Here is a 16,682-nt window from a genome sequence, read left to right as displayed (position 1 = left end):
GGTTCGCTTCGACGGCCCCGACCCGGCGTCGCGGGGTTGTCGGTGCCATGTGCGAAGCTCGGTTCGTGGGTACGCAGGCAGGTGCACAGCGTGGCCGTCGGCTGCTCGACAGGGTGCTCGCCGGCGTGCCGAGGGGTGAGAGCCCGCTGCGGCACGTGCGCGAGTTGCCGGAGCGCCCGGAGACGTCGGTGCCGTGGCCCGACTGGGTGTCCGCCGGCCTGCGTGCCGCGTTCGCGGAGTGCGGGGTGTCCTCGCCGTGGGCGCATCAGGTCGAGGCCGCCACGCACGCCCGCGAGGGCCGGCATGTCGTCATCGCCACGGGCACGGCGTCGGGCAAGTCGCTCGCCTACCAGGTGCCGGTGCTCACCGCGCTGGCCGCCAACCCGCGCGCCACCGCCCTGTACCTGTCCCCCACCAAGGCGTTGGGCGCCGACCAGCTGCGGTCCGTCGCCGCACTCGCCGTGCCCGAGGTGCGCGCGGCGAGCTTCGACGGCGACACGCCGCTGCCGGAGCGCGACTGGGTGCGGGCGCACTCGCGGTGGGTGTTCACCAACCCGGACATGCTCCACCGCGGGATCCTGCCCACGCACGCCAAGTGGGCGCACTTCTTCCGCCGGCTGTCCTATGTGGTCGTCGACGAGTGCCACGGGTACCGCGGGGTGTTCGGCTCGCACGTGGCGCTGCTGCTGCGGCGGCTGCGGCGGGTGGCGCAGCGGTACGGGTCGGACCCGGTGTTCGTGCTCGCGTCGGCCACGGTGTCGGCCCCGGAGGCGTCGGCCACGCTGCTGTCCGGGGTCCCCTGCGTCGCGGTCACGGCGGACCGGTCGCCGCAGGGCGCGCGGACGGTGGCGCTGTGGGAGCCGCCGCTGCTCGAGGAGCTGGCCGGCGAGAACGGCGCGCCGGTCCGGCGGTCGGCCGGGGCCGAGACCGCGCGGATCCTCACCGATCTCGTCGTGGAGGGCGCACGGACGCTGGCGTTCGTCCGGTCGCGCCGCGGCGCCGAGCTCACCGCGCTGTCGGCCCGGCACGCACTGTCCGAAGTGGACTCTTCACTGCCCGCCCGGGTGGCCGCGTACCGGGCGGGGTTCCTGCCGGAGGAGCGGCGCGCATTGGAGAAGTCGCTCGCCGACGGCTCGCTCCTCGGCGTCGCGAGCACCAACGCGCTCGAGCTCGGCGTCGACATCGCGGGCCTGGACGCCGTGGTCGTGGCCGGATACCCGGGCACGCTGGCGTCGTTCTGGCAGCAGGCCGGGCGCGCCGGGCGGGCGGGTGACAGCGCGCTGGTCGTGTTCGTGGCGCAGGACAACCCGCTCGACACCTATCTCGTGCACCACCCGGCGGCCATGCTGGACAAGCCCATCGAGGCCACCGTCATCGACCCCTCCAACCCCTACGTCCTCGCCCCCCAGCTCGCGTGCGCGGCCACGGAGCTGCCGCTCACCGACGCATGCCTGTCGGCGTTCGGCGGCGCAGTGGCCCGGAGGGTGGTCGACGACCTGGTGGCCGACGGCGTGCTGCGCCGCCGGCCCACCGGCTGGTTCTGGACCTCCCGCGAGCGGCCGCACTCCGCGGTGGACATCCGGGGCTCGGGCGGCGAGCAGATCGCGGTCGTCGAGACCGACTCCGGCCGGATGCTGGGCACGGTCAACCCCGGTTCGGCGTGCGCCACGGTCCATCCGGGTGCGGTGTACCTGCACCAGGGGACGTCCTATGTGGTCGACGATCTCGACCTGGAGTCCGGTCTGGCCATGGTCCACCGCGAGGACCCGGAGTGGTCCACCACCCCGCGCGAGCAGGTCGATATCTCGATTCTGTCCACTGTGGAGAGCCGGTCCTTCGGGGGTGCGGTCACGGTGAACCTGGGCGAGGTCGCGGTCACGGCGCATGTGGTCGGCTACCTCCGCCGGTTGCCGTCCGGGCAGGTGCTCGACCAGATCCCGCTGGACCTGCCCGAGCAGACGCTGCACACGCGGGCCGTCTGGTACACCCTCAGCGAGCCCCTGCTGGCGGAGGCCGGCGTGGCGCACCGGGACGTCCCCGGCGCCCTGCACGCGGCCGAACACGCGGCGATCGGCCTGCTCCCCCTCTTCGCGACGTGCGACCGCTGGGACATCGGCGGCGTGTCCACGGCCCTGCATCAGGACACCGGCGAGGCCACCGTCTTCGTCCACGACGGCCACCCGGGTGGCGCGGGCTTCGCCGACCGCGGCCACGCGGCCCTCGTCCCCTGGCTCACGGCGACCCGGGACGCGATCGCGGCCTGCGAGTGCCCGGCCGGGTGCCCGTCGTGCGTTCAGTCCCCCAAGTGCGGCAACGGGAACGAGCCCCTGAACAAGCCCGCCGCGGTCTCCGTCCTGGACGCGGTCCTCGGCGCCCTCACCGCACGCAAGGGCGAAAGCCCCGCCGCCTGACCGCTGTGTCCGGCACCGAGCGCTCCACTGAGGAGTGTCGCCGGTTTCGCTCGAGTGCGAGCACCCGTGCGGGCGTCAACTCGTTGTGCCGGGTTGGTGATGGGTGAGTCGGGTGCCGTAACGGCGAGCGCATCGATTCTGGCGATCCGCTGCTGACGAACCTTCGCTCTCTGGATGGAAAGGGCAACGCGCCGGGGGCCGGAGATCCGGCAGCCCCGGCGCGTCGCGTAACGCCAGGCGCGCGAGGAGCGGTCTGCTACCGCTCGGGTCGACGCGCGGTCAGTGTTCGGGCATCGGCTGGGTGTCCGTCGCTCGTGAGGGTTACGGGGAGGCGGAGCCCTCCTCGTGCGACGGCCATCCCTGGGGCCAGGTTCTCGCCGATGTTCCGATGCTGGCCGCGCCGCGGGAGATCGTCTCCTCCAGCGAGCGCCCGGCATGCTGCCCGTCCCAAGTTCGGCCGCCTGGTTGCGGGAGCGGCGCCGAACAGCGGGACGGGTTGGGTGCGGTGGAGCGGCATTTCTGCGGAACGCCCACCGCGGGCGGGCCGGGAGGGTGCTCCCGACGAGGCTTGCTGCACGGGTACCGCTGAGCGCATCCCACTCATCCCTTGGCGTGTCAGTTCGCGGCGGCGAGGCCGGTGGACCGCGAGTAACTCGCCTCGGTGGCGAGCGCGTCGATCAGTGCGTCCTGCACGGTGTTCGACTGGGGCATCTGCCAACCGCAGACCTCCGGGCGAACCCGCCAGTGGACGACGCCGTGCTGCAGCGGGGTCGGCGGGAGGGCGACGTAGCCGCCCTCGGCGTGGAGAACGACCTCACCCTGCTCGGCGAGCGGGCGGGCCAGCTTCTGTCCGGTGTGGACCAGGAAGGTCCAGCGGTCGTCCGGTGTCGCGATGATCGGCACCGGCAGGCCCACGGTGCGCAGGACCCGTGCGGCGCCGCGGCCCAGGTGCCCGGGAACCTCGATGGCGTCCAGGGTGACGCCGGTGGCGAGCAGAACGCTGTACGGCCGGCCGCTCCACCAGGTGGCGACCTGCTCCGGCTTGGTGCCGATGCGCTCCTGCCAGTCCTGGTGCACGGGATGCGGGCCGGTCTGCTCGATGCCCTCGCGGCCCGCCCAGTGCGAGCCCGCCGGATAGGTGCCCGGCAACACCGGCCAACCGCGCCACGCGAGGCCGATGGCCGTAGCGCGCAGTTCGACGCGGAACGCCCTGCGCCAACTATCCGACCAATCCATTTCCAACATGTCGGGTGCTTGCCTCCTTGTACCTCGGGCACCCGCTTTCCGCGAGGTGCCCTGCGTCTCATGTAACGGCACGACGGCTGCCGGACGAAACTTGCAGTCGACAACTGGTCGTTGTGGCACGGTGAACGAATAACGGGATAGGCACGACTGAAGCTCGATTTGCCGGTCATCGGCGGCCCCCCACACCGGGAAACGCCGTTTACCGTGTGCGGACGACCGTTCGCCCTCCGTTGACGTGCTGTTCAACGGGCCCGGCCCTGGCCCGGGCTTTTGCCGGGCCGAAACCGCTCAGCACGCCGGACGGCACCGCGACGACCTCTATTCGCGCGTCCCATCCGTCGAGCCGACAGCTACGTAGCTCGACCCCCATGCGGTCGCTGACCCAGCGGGCCTTCTCGCATGCCACCCGCTCCCCCTCGACGGCCGCGCCGGCGGCCGCGAGGGCGGCGAGGTCGGCCGCACTCTCGGCCCGGTGCCGGGTGGCGGCGGCCGCGCCGATCGACACGACGAGCATCGTGAGCACGAGGATGGCCGCGATGGCGCCGGCCGCCCAGATCGTGGCCACGCCCCGGTCCCGGTCTCGGCCGTTCGGCGGTCGGGGCAGCGTTGCCACCCTGGCAACACCTGGTCGGGTCATGAGTCGTCCTGGGTGGGCTCACTGATGGCGTAGGCCTGACCGTGGAGCTGGAGGCCGGGCAGCAGGCCGTTGACCGGAGCGGCCCGGACGTCGACCTGGATGGTGTCGTCCTCCACGGTGATGGCCACCGCCGCGTTGCGCGGGGCGATCTCCGTGGCCACCGCCCGGGCGCGGTCGGGTTCGCCCCGCGCGACCAGGCGGGCCGCCTCTCGGGCCGCGTCGATGCATCTGAGCTGGTCGATGGCCGCCGAGATGGCACCCAGCGCCAGCGCGAGCACCGCCACGAAACCGGCGAGCGCGATGGCCGCCTCGACGGTGACCGCACCCCCGTCCCGGTCGGGTTTTCGGCGGCCGCGCCTGGTCGGGGGCATCAGATGTCCACCGCGAGGGCTCGCTGGACGATCGCTGTCACGCCGGCGGCCACGTCCGCGCCGGTGACGATGGCGAACAACACCATCGCGAAGGCGGCCGCGGCCACCAGGCCAACGCAGTACTCGACGGTGGTGAGCCCGTCGTCGCCGAGCAGGAAGTCCCGGCGTGGGTGGAACGGGAGCGGAGTCGGGTGGGGGAACATTCGGTCTTCTCCTTATCTAGGTCGGCTATCTCTCTCGGGGTCAGAGCGACAGGTGGCTCGCCAGGCCGATGGCGATCGGCACGATGCCGAGGCAGACGAACGCGGGTAAGAAGCACAGTCCGAGCGGCGCGGCGATCAGCACGCCGGCTCGCTGCGCCCTGGCCTCTGCGGCGTCGCTCGCGGTGTCGCGGACGGTGGTGGCGAGGGTGCCGACGACGTCCGCGAGCGCGGTGCCGGAACGCGCGGTGTGCCGGGCGCCGCGGGCGAGCGCGGCCGTGTGCACGCAGGACATCGCCGGCGCCCAGGCGTCGACCGGGTCTGCGCCCATGGCCAGCAGGTCGGCGGTCGCGCGCAGGGCGCGGGTGGCGTCGGCCGGCAGGTCGTCGGCGACGGCGGTGACCGCGGTGGGGACCGGGAGGCCGGCGCGGAGGCAGGCGGCGAGGAGGTCCCAGGTGGCGGCCAGCGTGAGCGGATCGGGCGGGACCGTCTGGCCGCGAGTGAAACGGCGGGCCAGCCACCAGGCGGCGGCCGCGACCAGTGCGCCGACGAGCAGGCCCTTGGGCGGGCCCGTCGCCACGGCGGACAGGGCGCCGAGCGAGGCGGACAAGGCGAGGCGCAGTGCCTTCGGGCCTGGGCTGGGCCAGGTGCGCCGGGTGCCGTCGAGCCTGGTGAGCCGCGCTTTGGGGAGCGTGGCGCGGGACCAGAGCAGGACCGCTGTGGCCAGCAGGAGCAGCGCGATGCTGTTGGGGTTCATCGCGGCACCACCTGACCGGTGAGCCGCCCGCACCAGCTGACACCTGCGCACAGCAGCGCGACGCCGACGACGAGCAGCAGCTGGCCGAGGCCAGGCGTGGTGAGCACCCGCAGCGGGTGGGCGCCCATCGCCTCGCCGAGTCCGATGCCGACCGTCGGCAGGACGGCGAGGGTGGTGGCACTGGTGCGCGGGCCGGCCATGCGGGCGAGGACCTGGCGGGCGAAGCGGACCCGCTGGTCGAGGTCGCGGCTGACCGCGTCGAGGACGTCGGCGAGTGGCAGCCCGTGGCGCTGGGCGAGCGCCCACGCTCTCGAGACCCTTGCGAGGACCGCGGCAAGCGTTTGCGTGCCGCCAAGGGCCCGGCGCATGTCGCCGCCGAGCCGGGCCGCGGCGGCGATGGCCCGCATCGGTGCGGCGGCCGGCGGCTGGGCGTCCGCGGCTGCCGCTTCGGCGGCCTCGGCCGGATGGGCGCCGGCACGCAGGCCGGCGACGAGCGAGCGGAGTGCCTCGGTGAGGCCGTCGATGGCGGACAAGGAGCGGCTCAGCTCTCCCCTGGCTCGCCAGCGCCGCCAGACGGTGACCGTGGCGAGGGCCGCGGCGAGGGCGCCGCCGACACCGGCGACGAGCCAGCCCGTGACGGCCGCCGCGGCGGTGAGCGTGACCGAGCTGGGGCGCGGGGCGGTGATCCTCGGCCGGCGGCGGGTCCCGGTGAGGTTGAGGTTGCGCAGCCTGGTGGCGGCGGGGGCGCCGGTCCACGTGATGAGGGCAACCGCGCAGCAGAGCAGGCTCACCATGGCGGCTCGACCTCGCGGGCTTCGAACAGCTCGCCGAGGACCGCCTTGTCCTGGGGCCACGCGGGGATGACGTGCACGCCGTTGGCGGTGCGCTCGAGGACGCCGACCTCGTCGAGGCGGCGGGTGCCGTCGGGGTGGCGGCGCATGTGGAGGACGACCTGGAAGGCCGCGGCGAGCTGGCTGTGCAGGGCGTCGCGGGAAAGGCCGCCGAGCGCGGCTAGCGCTTCCATGCGGGCGGGGAGCTCGGCCGGGGAGTTGGCGTGGACGGTGCCGGCGCCGCCGTCGTGGCCGGTGTTGAGTGCGGTGAGCAAATCGCAGACCTCGGCGCCGCGGACCTCGCCGACGACGATGCGGTCGGGCCGCATGCGCAGGCCCTGGCGGACGAGGTCGGCGAGGGTGACCTCGCCGGCACCCTCGACGTTCGGCGGGCGGGCGATGAGCCGGACGAACTGGGGGTGGTCGGGTTGGAGCTCGCCGGCGTCCTCCACGGTGACGATGCGCTCGTGGTGCGAGACGCGGCCGAGCAGCGCGCTGAGCAGTGAGGTCTTGCCGGCGCCGGTGCCGCCGGTGACGACGAACGCGAGCCGGGCGTCGACGACGGCCTCGAGGAGGCGGTGGGTGCGTTGGTCGAAGGTGCCTCGTCGTTGGAGGTTGGCGAGGTCATGGGCGGCCCGGCGGAGGACGCGCAGCGAGAGGCAGGTGCCGTCGGTGGCGACGGGTGGAAGGACGGCATGCAGGCGGATGCGGCCGAGCGCGCCGACCGGTAGCCAGGCGTCGACGAACGGTTGGGCGTCGTCGAGCCGGCGGCCGCAGGCGAGCGCGAGGCGCTGGGCGAGGCGGCGGACGGCGTCCTCGTCGGGGAAGGTGACGTCGGTGCGGCGCAGGCCGCCGGCGCCGTCGAGCCAGACCTGGTCGGGCCCGGTGACGAGGACGTCGGTGGTGCCGTCGGCGCGGAGCAGCGGGTCGAGCGGCCCGGCGCCGACGAACTCCTGCCGCATGATGCGGAGGGCGTGGAGGACATCGGCGTCGCCGACGATGCCGCCGGCCTCCTCCCGGACGGCCCGCGCGACGACCGCGGAGGTGATCTCGGTGCCACTGCTGGCGAGCCGGCTGCGGACCCGGTCGACGAGGTTGTCGGCGCTCATGACGCGGCCCGCAGATCGGTGGGGACGCGTTGGGCGGCGCAGGGTTCGCAGGCTGTGGGGGCGTTCGGGTAGGTGGGGCAAGGGGTTGCCGAGGCTGGGCATCGCCGTGGGGGTTGGGCGCGGCCGAGTTGGACGCGATGCATGGGGAAGGGCGTCAGGCTGGTCATGACGTAGCTCCCAGGATCTGGGCGATGCGGCTGGCGGCGGTGGAGTGGCGACGGGGCGCCAGGGGCGGCGTGGTTGCCGGGCCACTCGCGGGGTTCGAGTGGGCTGGGTGAGACGGGCGAAGGAAACGGAGAGCTCGGTCCGCGGCATCGGGTGCGGGCTTCGCCGACGTTCGGCGCGGACGGAGGTTCCGGACCGTGGGTGCCAGCTCGGGGTGGGCAATGGGCAGGTAGGTAGGGCCTGCGGCCGCGAGGGTGCGCGCGGCGGTCGAATGAATCGCGCGGAAAGACCGGAGGCCGCGGCCCGCGGAGACAGGCCCGGCGAACGTTGGGACCGGACACAAGTTCCGCCGCATCGTGAATGCCAACCCAGGGTGAGTCACGGGCCGATGAGATCGGCCAGTCGCCGCGAGGGCGCGCGCGGCGGTCGAATGGACCGGGCGGAAAGACCGGAGGTCGCGGTCCAGGGAGACAGGCCCGGCGAACGTTGGGACCGGGCACAGGTTCCGCCGCATCGTGAGTGCCAACCCGGACTCGGTGATCGGCAGGCGGACAAGGCCCGTGGTGGCCGTGAGGCTGCGCGCGGCGGTCGAGTGGGTTGAGTGGGTGGGGCGGACGGACCGGAGATCGCGGTCCGCGCGGATGAGTGTGGGTGTCGGGCGCGGACTTGGGCTTCGCGGCGCACGTCGGGCTCGGGGGGTGGGTGTGTTGGTGGGCCTGGTGGTCATGACGCTGCTCGCAGGGGGCGGGAGGTCCTCAGGGGTTGGGCGGCCAGGGCTGTGAGAGTTGTTCTCGCTGCCGTCGCCAAGGGGCCTCGTGGGCGGGGGGTGAAGTCGCCTCTGTCCAGGGACTGGGACAGGTTTGGTTCGGGTCGCATCGTTGTGAGGAGGGGGGCGTCTACCGCCTTCGCGACCTGGTCCGGGTGAAGGGCGCCCGGGCAGGGGCCGCGGACCACCAGGTGGGGGCTGGTTCCCAGGTCCCTCAGGCGTTCGGCCAGTAGGCGGGCTGAGACGCAGGCCCTTACCTCGCCGGGGACGACTATTACCGTCAGGTCCGCTCGGGTGAGGGCGGCTTGGGCGGCTGGGTCGAGGGCTCTTGGTAGGTCGCAGACCACGGTCTCGCCTGCTCGGCGACCCGCCTCCAGGACCGCGGCTACCGCGTCGGGAGCGGGGGACAGGCCTTTGCGGGCGCCCGACAGCACCGTGAGTCTTGTCGTGCCTCTGGTTCTGCTCGGCAGCGCGTCGTGGAGGCTCGAGGCGGCCACTCGGCCTGCGCGTAGGTGCATGTCGGGCCAGCGGAGGCCTTGTTCGGACTCCGCGCCCAGCACCAGATCGAGGCCGCCGCCCAAGGGATCGCAGTCGATCAGGAGGGCGCTTTGGCCCGTGCGTAGCGCTGTGAGACCCAAGGCCGCCACGAAGACCGACGCGCCCGCGCCGCCTCGGCCGCCCAGTACGGCCAGGGCCCGACCTGTTGTGGGTGCGGGAGCTTCTGTCGCGTCGGCCAGGGCGCTGACCAGCCACGCCTCGGCGCCGGGGAGCTCGATGACTCTTTCGGCGCCGATCTCGACCGCTCGCTCCCACAGGCCCTTCGACGCCGGCTCGGCGGCCACGAGGACGACCGAGTCGCGGCGGTTGAGGCCCGCTTGGTCGCAGTGTTCGGCGCCGGCCGCGTCGAGCAGCACCAACGGCGCCGTCGACCAGCGCAGGCGCGCGGCCGCCGCATCGGGCACGCAGTCCAGGTCGCAGCCGGCGGCAGCCGCCAGCTTGAGCACGTCGTCGAGCAGGTCCTCGTCCTCGACGAAGGCCACCGGGCGGTTCGGGTCCACCATGCCCCCCTTGAGCTGGTCGTGGTCGCGGCGACTCCTGCCGCAATGCCACGATCGCCCGGCGCCAAGGTCCGGACAACGCTTCAAGATCGACATGTGGACAACCCGACGCGGTGTGGACAACTCACGTCGCCGGGTGCTTCGAGAAGGAGGAATGTCGGTGGGCGCGGGTATGCTCGCGCGTTTGTCTTCCGACCGAAAATGTGACTAGTAGGGACGACCCCCGCCAGGGGGGAGGGACGGGGGTCGTCAAAGGTTCAGCTCCGGGGGGTCGAGCTGAACCCATCCGGCAAAAGCCGGACTCCACCACTGTATCCCGTCACTTGGACGTCGTGGTTGCAACTTGCTCGAACCGCCACCAAACCCAGCAGACGTCGGATGTCCTGCCGGCGGGAAGCCGATCCAAAACCGCGCCGCGCTCCTATGCTGGCGAGGTGACCGAGCGCCGCGAAGTGCCTGTTGAGGCCCCCGACGACCATCCTCGGGCGGCCGCGTTCTTCGACCTGGACAAAACCGTCATCGCCAAGTCGAGCACGCTCGCGTTCAGCCGACCCTTCTTCCGGAACGGTCTGATCAACCGGCGCGCCGTGCTCAAGGGGGCCTACGCGCAGTTCGTCTTCGCCGCCTCCGGCGCGGACGCCGACCAGGTCGAACGCATCCGCGCCCACCTCACCGCGCTCTGCACCGGCTGGGACGTGGCCCAGGTTCGCTCGATCGTGGAGGAAACCCTGCACGACATCGTGGATCCGCTCGTCTACGCCGAGGCCACCGAGCTGATCGGCGACCACAAGGCGGAAGGCCGCGACGTGGTGATCGTGTCCGCGTCCGGCGACGAGATCGTCACGCCCATCTCCGAGATGATCGGCGCGACCTACAGCATGGGCACCCGCATGGTCGCCGCCGACGGCCGCTACACCGGCGAGATCGAGTTCTACTGCTACGGCGAGAACAAGGCCAGCGCCATCAAGGAGTTCGCCGCCGAGCGCGGCTACGACCTCGCCGCCTGCCACGCCTACTCCGACTCGGTCACCGACCTGCCGATGCTGGAGGCCGTCGGTCACCCGACGGTGGTCAACCCCGACCGCGGACTGCGCACGCTCGCCCTCGAACGTGGCTGGCCGATCCTCGAGTTCACCAAGCCCGTGTCGCTGCGCTCCCGGTTCCACGCACCGTCCGGCACGACCGTCGCGGTGACCGCGATCGGGCTCGGCGCCATCGCCACCGCGGGGGCCACCTGGTACGGGATCCACCGCCGCCGCAAGCGGTGAACAGCACCACCCGTGTGGCGGTACCCAGCTCCGAGCGCACCACTTATGAGCTGCGGAAAGAGGTCGCACAATACGCTCACGAAGCGTGTCCGTCGACACCTGATGGACTCTGAAACGGTGCACCCGACTGTGGTCTTGAAGTGACCTCCATCACTGGGTAGAAAGGACATGCGGAACCTCGATCGGCCAGGGTCGAAGCGGAAGAGAAGTTTCGATCACCCCGGTAGGGCTCCGTGCACGAGACACCGGGCACCCACGCGCAGCCAGCCGCGGGAGGCATGTCGTCAAGGGACTGCGTACCGGGACGCCGGACGCCGAGGCCAGGTAGGTACGACACTGTTGCACGCTTGGTAACCCGAGCGTTTCGTGCTGGGCGATTGGGCGATCCTTGCCTGCGGACTGCGCAGGCCTGGATCGCCCAGTTCAGTTTCTGGGGGGCGACCCCCCAGACCCCCACGGTGCGAGCTTCTCCGGACCCAGCGTGGTTTCGCTTCGCATCGACCAGCTTTGCCTTCGGGCTTGGTCTCGCTTCGCATCGACCAGCTTCTTGCCTTTGGTTTGGTCTCGCTTCGCATCGACCAGTTTTGCCTTCGGCTTGGTCTCGCTTCGCGTCGACCTACTGCTCTCGCTTCGCCTCGGGCGTTTGGGTTCGCTTCGCATCGACCGACTGCGCTTGCTTCGCGTCGGGGGGTTGGGTTCGCTTCGGGTCTGCATACTGCTCTTGCTTTGGCTCGGGGGTGGCTTTGGCTGTGCTTTGACCAGGGCGCGGTCGTCTTGCGGTGGGTGGGTTCACTAGGTTCTTTGGGCCGAACGCCTGCTTGCCCCTGGTCTCGGGGCGTGGGTAACTTACCGGTGCTGCTTGTTCTCGGTTAAGAGGTTACGGAGTGACCCTGCTGGCCGGCCAGGGAGGCCGTTGTGCCCATGTCCGTTGTGCCCATGTCTCGTTCATCAGCCCGTCGCACCCTGTCCGTCGCGGTCGCGGTCATCGCCTGCTCGGCAATGGTTAGCGGGGTGAGCCACGCCGCGCCCGTGCCGGGTACGCCTCAGGTCGGGTCGGACTTCGCGGTGCTCGCGCAGGCCAGGTCCCAGCTGCGGGGCATGTCGCTGGACCAGAAGATCGCCCAGCTGTTCGTCGTCTCCGTGTGGGGCAAGTCCGCCGACGAGGCGCACCCGACCAACCAGGTCGAGTACGGCGTCGACACCCCCGCCCAGGTGATCGAGAAGTTCGGCGTCGGCGGCGTCATCTACTTCAACAACGCCAGCACCGACAACGTCGACAACCCCCAGCAGCTCGCCGCCTTCTCCAACGGCCTGCAGCGCGCCGCGGTCAAGCACAACACCCACCTGCCGCTGATCGTCGCCATCGACCAGGAGGGCGGCAACGTCACCCGGCTCGAGTCGCCGGCCACCGAGTTCCCCGCCAGCATGGCCGTCGGCGCGGGCCGCAGCACCGCCGACGCCAAGACCGTGGCCACCATCAACGGCCGCGAGCTGCGCGCGATGGGCATCAACCAGAACTTCGCCCCGGTCGCCGACGTCAACTCCAACCCGCTGAACCCGGTCATCGGCGCCCGCTCCTTCTCCTCCCGCCCCGACCTCGCGAGCGACCTCGTCACCGCCGAGATCGCGGGCTACCAGAACGGCGGCCGGCTCACCGAGACCGTCTCCTCCTCCGCCAAGCACTTCCCCGGCCACGGCGACGCGTCCACCGACAGCCACACCGGCCTGCCGAACATCGGCCGGACCGAGGCGCAGTGGCGCGAGTTCGACCTGCCGCCGTTCAAGGCCGCGGTCGACGCCGGCATCGACTCGATCATGACCGCGCACATCCAGGTCCCGAGCCTCGACCCGACCGGCGTGCCGGCCACGCTCTCCAAGCCCATCCTCACCGGCCTGCTGCGCAACGAGCTGCACTACCGCGGCGTGATCGTCACCGACGCGCTCGGCATGGGCGGCGCCAACGTGTTCCCGGCCGAGGAGATCCCGGTCATGGCGCTGGAGGCCGGCGTCGACCAGCTCCTCATGCCACCCGACCTGCAGCTCGCCATCGACTCGGTGAAGGCGGCCGTCGAGAGCGGCCGGCTGACCGAGCGGCGCATCGACGAGAGCGTGCTGCGGATCCTGCTGCTCAAGCTCAAGCGGGGCATCCTCACCCACCCGTTCGTCGACGAGAGCAAGGTGACCACGACGGTCGGCACCCCGGCCAACGTCGCCGCGATCCAGCAGATCATGGACCGCACGACGACCGTGGTCCGCAACGACACCGGCCTGCTGCCGATCACGAACGTGCCGGCGAAGGTGCTGGTCACCGGCATCGGCGACACGACCTCCGGACTGACCTACCGCAGCCCCGAGTGGCTCGCCCAGAGCATCGGCAGGCGCGGCGCCACTGCCACTCCCCTGCCGACGGGCCCGAGTCCCAGCCAGGCGACGATCAACCAGGCCGTGACCGCCGCGAACGGGTCGGACCTCGTGGTGGTCCTGACCAACAACCTCAGCGGCCGGCCACAGCAGCGCGCGCTGGTCAACGCGTTGCTCGCCACCGGCAAGCCCGTGGTCGCGGTCGCGGCGCAGATCCCCTACGACGCGGGCTTCGTCGACGCGCCGACCTGGGTCGCCACCTACGGCTGGCGGGCCAACGCGATGGAGGCGCTGACCAAGGTCCTCCTCGGCGAGGTGTCCCCCAAGGGCAAGCTGCCGGTGGACATCCCGGTCGGCGGCGACCCGAGCACCATCCTGTACCCGTTCGGCACCGGACTGACCTGGTGAGCGGTATGGACCGCCGGCGCTTCCTGACGGCGTCCGCGCTGGCCGCGCCGGCGCTCACGGTGGCCGCCGCGGCCCCGGCGGCCGCCGAGCCGACGACGACCCGCGGGCACGGCGACCCGGGCGTGACCCCGGCCGCCGACCTCCTCGCCGAGGACGGCTGGAGCGAGCTCCGCGGCCGCAGAATCGGTGTGCTGACCAACCCGACGGGGGTGCTGCGCGACCAGACCCACATCGTCGACTCGATGGTGGCCGCGGGTGTCCTGCCGACCGCGGTGTTCGGCCCTGAGCACGGCTTCCGCGGCACCGCGCAGGCCGGCGGATCCGAGGGCGACTACCGCGACCCGCGCACCCAGGTGCCGGTCTACGACGCGTACGGCGCGACCGCGACCAAGCTCGCGGGCCTGTTCACCAAGTCCGGCATCGACACGCTCGTGTTCGACATCGCCGACGTCGGCTCGCGCTTCTACACCTACATCTGGAGCCTCTACACGGCCATGCACGCGTCGGTCCTCACCGGCACGTCGGTCGTGGTCCTCGACCGGCCCAACCCGGTCGGCGGCCGGGCCCGCGGCCCGATGCTGAACCCGGCGTTCGCCTCCGGGGTCGGCCGCAAGCCGATCGTCCAGCAGCACGGCATGACCGTCGGCGAGCTGGCCAAGCTCTTCGACGCCGAGTTCCTGCCGGCGGACGCGGGCGGGCGGCTGACGAGCCTCGAGGTCGCCGAGCTGCGCGGCTGGCGGCGCGACGAGCTGTTCTCCGAGACCGGCCTGCAGTGGGTCCTGCCGAGTCCCAACATGCCCACCCCGCACACGGCGCTCGCCTACCCCGGCACCTGCCTGTTCGAGGGCACCGTGCTGTCCGAGGGCCGCGGCACCACCCGGCCCTTCGAGATCATCGGCGCGCCCGGGATCGACTGGCACTGGGCCGAGGCGCTCAACGCCGCGCGGCTGCCCGGCGTGCGGTTCCGCGAGCACTACTTCGTGCCCACGTTCTCCAAGTGGCTCAACCAGACCTGCGGCGGCGTGCAGCTGCAGATCACCGACGAGCGCCGCTTCGACGCCATCCGCACGGCGGTCACCATGATCGTCACCGCGAAGCAGGCGCACCCGGGCGTGTTCGGCTGGCGGCCGGACAACTACATCGACAAGCTCTCCGGCTCCGACCGGCTGCGTCTGATGGTCGACGCGGGCGCCGGGGTCGACGAGGTGATCGACGCCTGGCGGGGCGAGCTCGCCTCTTTCGCGAACCTGCGAGAGCGGTATCTCATCTACCGGTGACTACTTCGAGGTGGCCATGTTCAGGCGAAGCGTGTTACCCGGCTGGTTGGGCGTCGCGTTGCTCGCCGCGCTCAGCGCCGTCGTCATGACGGGCAGCGCGACGGTGACCGCCGAGCCGCACGGCGGCGACCCGACCGGCCGGTTCGACCGGCCCCAGCAGGGCTTCGCGTCGCCGCGGACCGTGCTGCGGGACGGCTCGCCGCGCTCGGTCGGGCTGGACCCGGCGCCGATCGAGGAGGCGCTGGGCCGGATCGACGCGTGGACCCGGACCCACCCGACGCCGAACACCAACCACCCGCTGTACTCCGGCGCGGTCACCCTGCTCGCGCACGACGGCGTGGTCGTCAGCCGCGCGAGCACCGGCTACGCGGTGCGCTACGCCGACGGCGCGGGCACCGAGCTGGCCGACGCCGACAAGGTGGCGATGCGCGACGACACGATCTTCGACATGGCCTCGGTGTCGAAGCTGTTCACCTCGGTCCTGGTGATGCAGCTGGTCGAGCGCGGCGAGGTCGACGTCGCCGCGCCGGTCGCGACCTACCTGCCCGAGTTCGGCGTGAACGGCAAGGAGTCGATCACCGTCGCGCAGCTGCTGACGCACACGTCGGGGCTGGTGTCCTGGCTGCCGCTGTGGTCGGCCTACCCGGACATCCCGGCGCGGATCAAGGCCGTGATGGACGTCGCGCCGCACAACCCGCCGGGCACGAAGTACGAGTACTCCGACCTGAACCTGATCACGCTCGGGGTCATGGTCGAGCGGCTCACCGGCAAGCCGCTCGACGAGGTGGTCGCCGACCGGATCACCCGGCCGCTGGGCATGGTCGACACCGGCTACAACCCGCCGGCCGCCAAGCTCGACCGGGTCGCGGCCACCGAGTTCCAGACCTCGCCACCGCGCGGCATGGTCCGCGGCTCGGTGCACGACGAGAACGCCTGGTCGCTCGGCGGCGTCGCCGGGCACGCGGGTGTGTTCTCCACGGCGGGCGACATGGCGATCCTGGCCCAGACGATCCTCAACGGCGGCGCCTACCGCGGGCACCGGATCCTGCGCGAGGACACCGTGGCGACCATGCTCGAGAACCACAACGAGGCGTTCCCGGGCAACGACCACGGCTACGGGTTCGAGCTCAACCAGATCTGGTACATGGGCGGCCTCTCCGGTGCGCACACGGCCGGGCACACGGGGTACACGGGCACCGACGTGGTCATCGACCCGGCGTCGCGGTCCTTCGCGATCCTGCTGACCAACCGGGTGCACCCGAGCCGGAGCTGGGGCTCGATCAACCTCGCGCGCGAGGCCCTGTGCACCGGGCTCGCGAAGGCGCTCGCGGTGGCGCCGGAGCACGGCCGGGACGCGTGGTACACCGGCATCGGGGACGCCGCACGGGCGACGCTGACGACGGTTCCCCTCCACCCAGGGGGTCCCGTTCGGGTGAACTTCGATGCGTTCGTCGACTCTGAGTCGACCGATCTTCTGGTCCTCGAGTCGAGCACGGACGGGACCACCTGGACGGCTGTCCCGCTGTCCGTCTCGGGTCGCGGGGCACCGGACGAAACGGTCAACGCGCTCTCCGGATCGGGCCACCGGGCCTGGTGGAAGGTGCGTGCTCAACTACCACACGCTGCGGAGATCACGCTGCGCTGGCGGTTCACTACCGACGCCCGGTACACCGGGCGGGGAATTTCCCTCGACGGCATCACCGTCACGGACCGTGTTCAAACGCTCCTCAACGGTGAGAAAGAACCCCACAAAGTGCAGGCCAGCGGCTGGCAGCTCAGATCACGATGAGCATGAAAAACTGGTTGAAACGCTAACAAC

At 71.8% G+C, this 16,682-nt stretch carries 13 protein-coding genes; 5 read left to right on the top strand and 8 right to left on the bottom strand.

The features are described 5' to 3' along the window. The first annotated feature begins 47 nt into the window (after window positions 1-47). Window positions 48-2,411 (top strand): DEAD/DEAH box helicase, encoded by a 2,364-nt coding sequence (locus tag VGD70_RS03680; protein WP_331078093.1) that lies wholly within the window; start codon window positions 48-50, stop codon window positions 2,409-2,411. A 615-nt stretch (window positions 2,412-3,026) separates the two neighbouring features. Here VGD70_RS03680 and VGD70_RS03675 read toward each other — a convergent pair. From VGD70_RS03675 to ssd, 8 genes are all read right to left on the bottom strand, one after another. After that, window positions 3,027-3,656 carry a bifunctional DNA primase/polymerase gene (locus tag VGD70_RS03675; RefSeq protein ID WP_331078091.1) on the bottom strand — a complete coding sequence of 210 codons (630 nt, stop codon included), beginning with the start codon at window positions 3,654-3,656 and terminating at the stop codon, window positions 3,027-3,029. A gap of 199 nt (window positions 3,657-3,855) precedes the next feature. After that, window positions 3,856-4,221, bottom strand: coding sequence for an Rv3654c family TadE-like protein (locus tag VGD70_RS03670; RefSeq protein ID WP_331078090.1), 366 nt, complete (start codon window positions 4,219-4,221; stop codon window positions 3,856-3,858). Between the two features lie 68 nt (window positions 4,222-4,289). Further along, window positions 4,290-4,664: a TadE family protein gene (locus tag VGD70_RS03665; protein ID WP_331078088.1), complete on the bottom strand. Its 375-nt coding sequence runs from the start codon at window positions 4,662-4,664 to the stop codon at window positions 4,290-4,292. Continuing rightward, window positions 4,664-4,867, bottom strand: a complete 204-nt coding sequence (locus VGD70_RS03660; RefSeq protein WP_331078086.1) for a DUF4244 domain-containing protein — start codon at window positions 4,865-4,867, stop codon at window positions 4,664-4,666. Before VGD70_RS03660 ends, VGD70_RS03665 begins: the two co-directional genes overlap by 1 nt. A gap of 40 nt (window positions 4,868-4,907) precedes the next feature. Continuing rightward, the gene (locus VGD70_RS03655) at window positions 4,908-5,621 is read right to left on the bottom strand and encodes a type II secretion system F family protein (protein ID WP_331078084.1); all 714 of its coding nucleotides are present in this window, start codon (window positions 5,619-5,621) and stop codon (window positions 4,908-4,910) included. Then, window positions 5,618-6,415, bottom strand: coding sequence for a type II secretion system F family protein (locus tag VGD70_RS03650; RefSeq protein WP_331078082.1), 798 nt, complete (start codon window positions 6,413-6,415; stop codon window positions 5,618-5,620). The genes VGD70_RS03655 and VGD70_RS03650 overlap by 4 nt, the downstream gene beginning before the upstream one ends. Next, window positions 6,409-7,560, bottom strand: coding sequence for a TadA family conjugal transfer-associated ATPase (locus VGD70_RS03645; protein WP_331078081.1), 1,152 nt, complete (start codon window positions 7,558-7,560; stop codon window positions 6,409-6,411). Before VGD70_RS03645 ends, VGD70_RS03650 begins: the two co-directional genes overlap by 7 nt. Before the next feature lie 888 nt (window positions 7,561-8,448). Next, window positions 8,449-9,645, bottom strand: coding sequence for a septum site-determining protein Ssd (gene ssd, locus VGD70_RS03640; RefSeq protein WP_331078079.1), 1,197 nt, complete (start codon window positions 9,643-9,645; stop codon window positions 8,449-8,451). Window positions 9,646-9,983: 338 nt separating this feature from the next. Between ssd and VGD70_RS03635 the strand changes: the two genes are divergently transcribed. From VGD70_RS03635 to VGD70_RS03620, 4 genes are all read left to right on the top strand, one after another. Then, the gene (locus VGD70_RS03635; RefSeq protein WP_331078077.1) at window positions 9,984-10,817 is read left to right on the top strand and encodes an HAD-IB family hydrolase; all 834 of its coding nucleotides are present in this window, start codon (window positions 9,984-9,986) and stop codon (window positions 10,815-10,817) included. Window positions 10,818-11,816: 999 nt separating this feature from the next. Further along, window positions 11,817-13,586 carry a glycoside hydrolase family 3 protein gene (locus tag VGD70_RS03630; protein WP_414637881.1) on the top strand — a complete coding sequence of 590 codons (1,770 nt, stop codon included), beginning with the start codon at window positions 11,817-11,819 and terminating at the stop codon, window positions 13,584-13,586. A gap of 5 nt (window positions 13,587-13,591) precedes the next feature. Beyond that, entirely contained in the window at window positions 13,592-14,863 is a 1,272-nt protein-coding gene (locus VGD70_RS03625) for a DUF1343 domain-containing protein (protein WP_331078121.1), read from the top strand. Window positions 14,864-14,879: 16 nt separating this feature from the next. After that, window positions 14,880-16,652 (top strand): serine hydrolase domain-containing protein, encoded by a 1,773-nt coding sequence (locus tag VGD70_RS03620; protein WP_414637880.1) that lies wholly within the window; start codon window positions 14,880-14,882, stop codon window positions 16,650-16,652. Window positions 16,653-16,682 lie beyond the last annotated feature (30 nt).

It is taken from the genome of Actinophytocola sp. (assembly GCF_036402745.1).
GTDB lineage: Bacteria > Actinomycetota > Actinomycetes > Mycobacteriales > Pseudonocardiaceae > Actinophytocola.
This window is presented reverse-complemented; position numbering and strand designations above follow the sequence as displayed.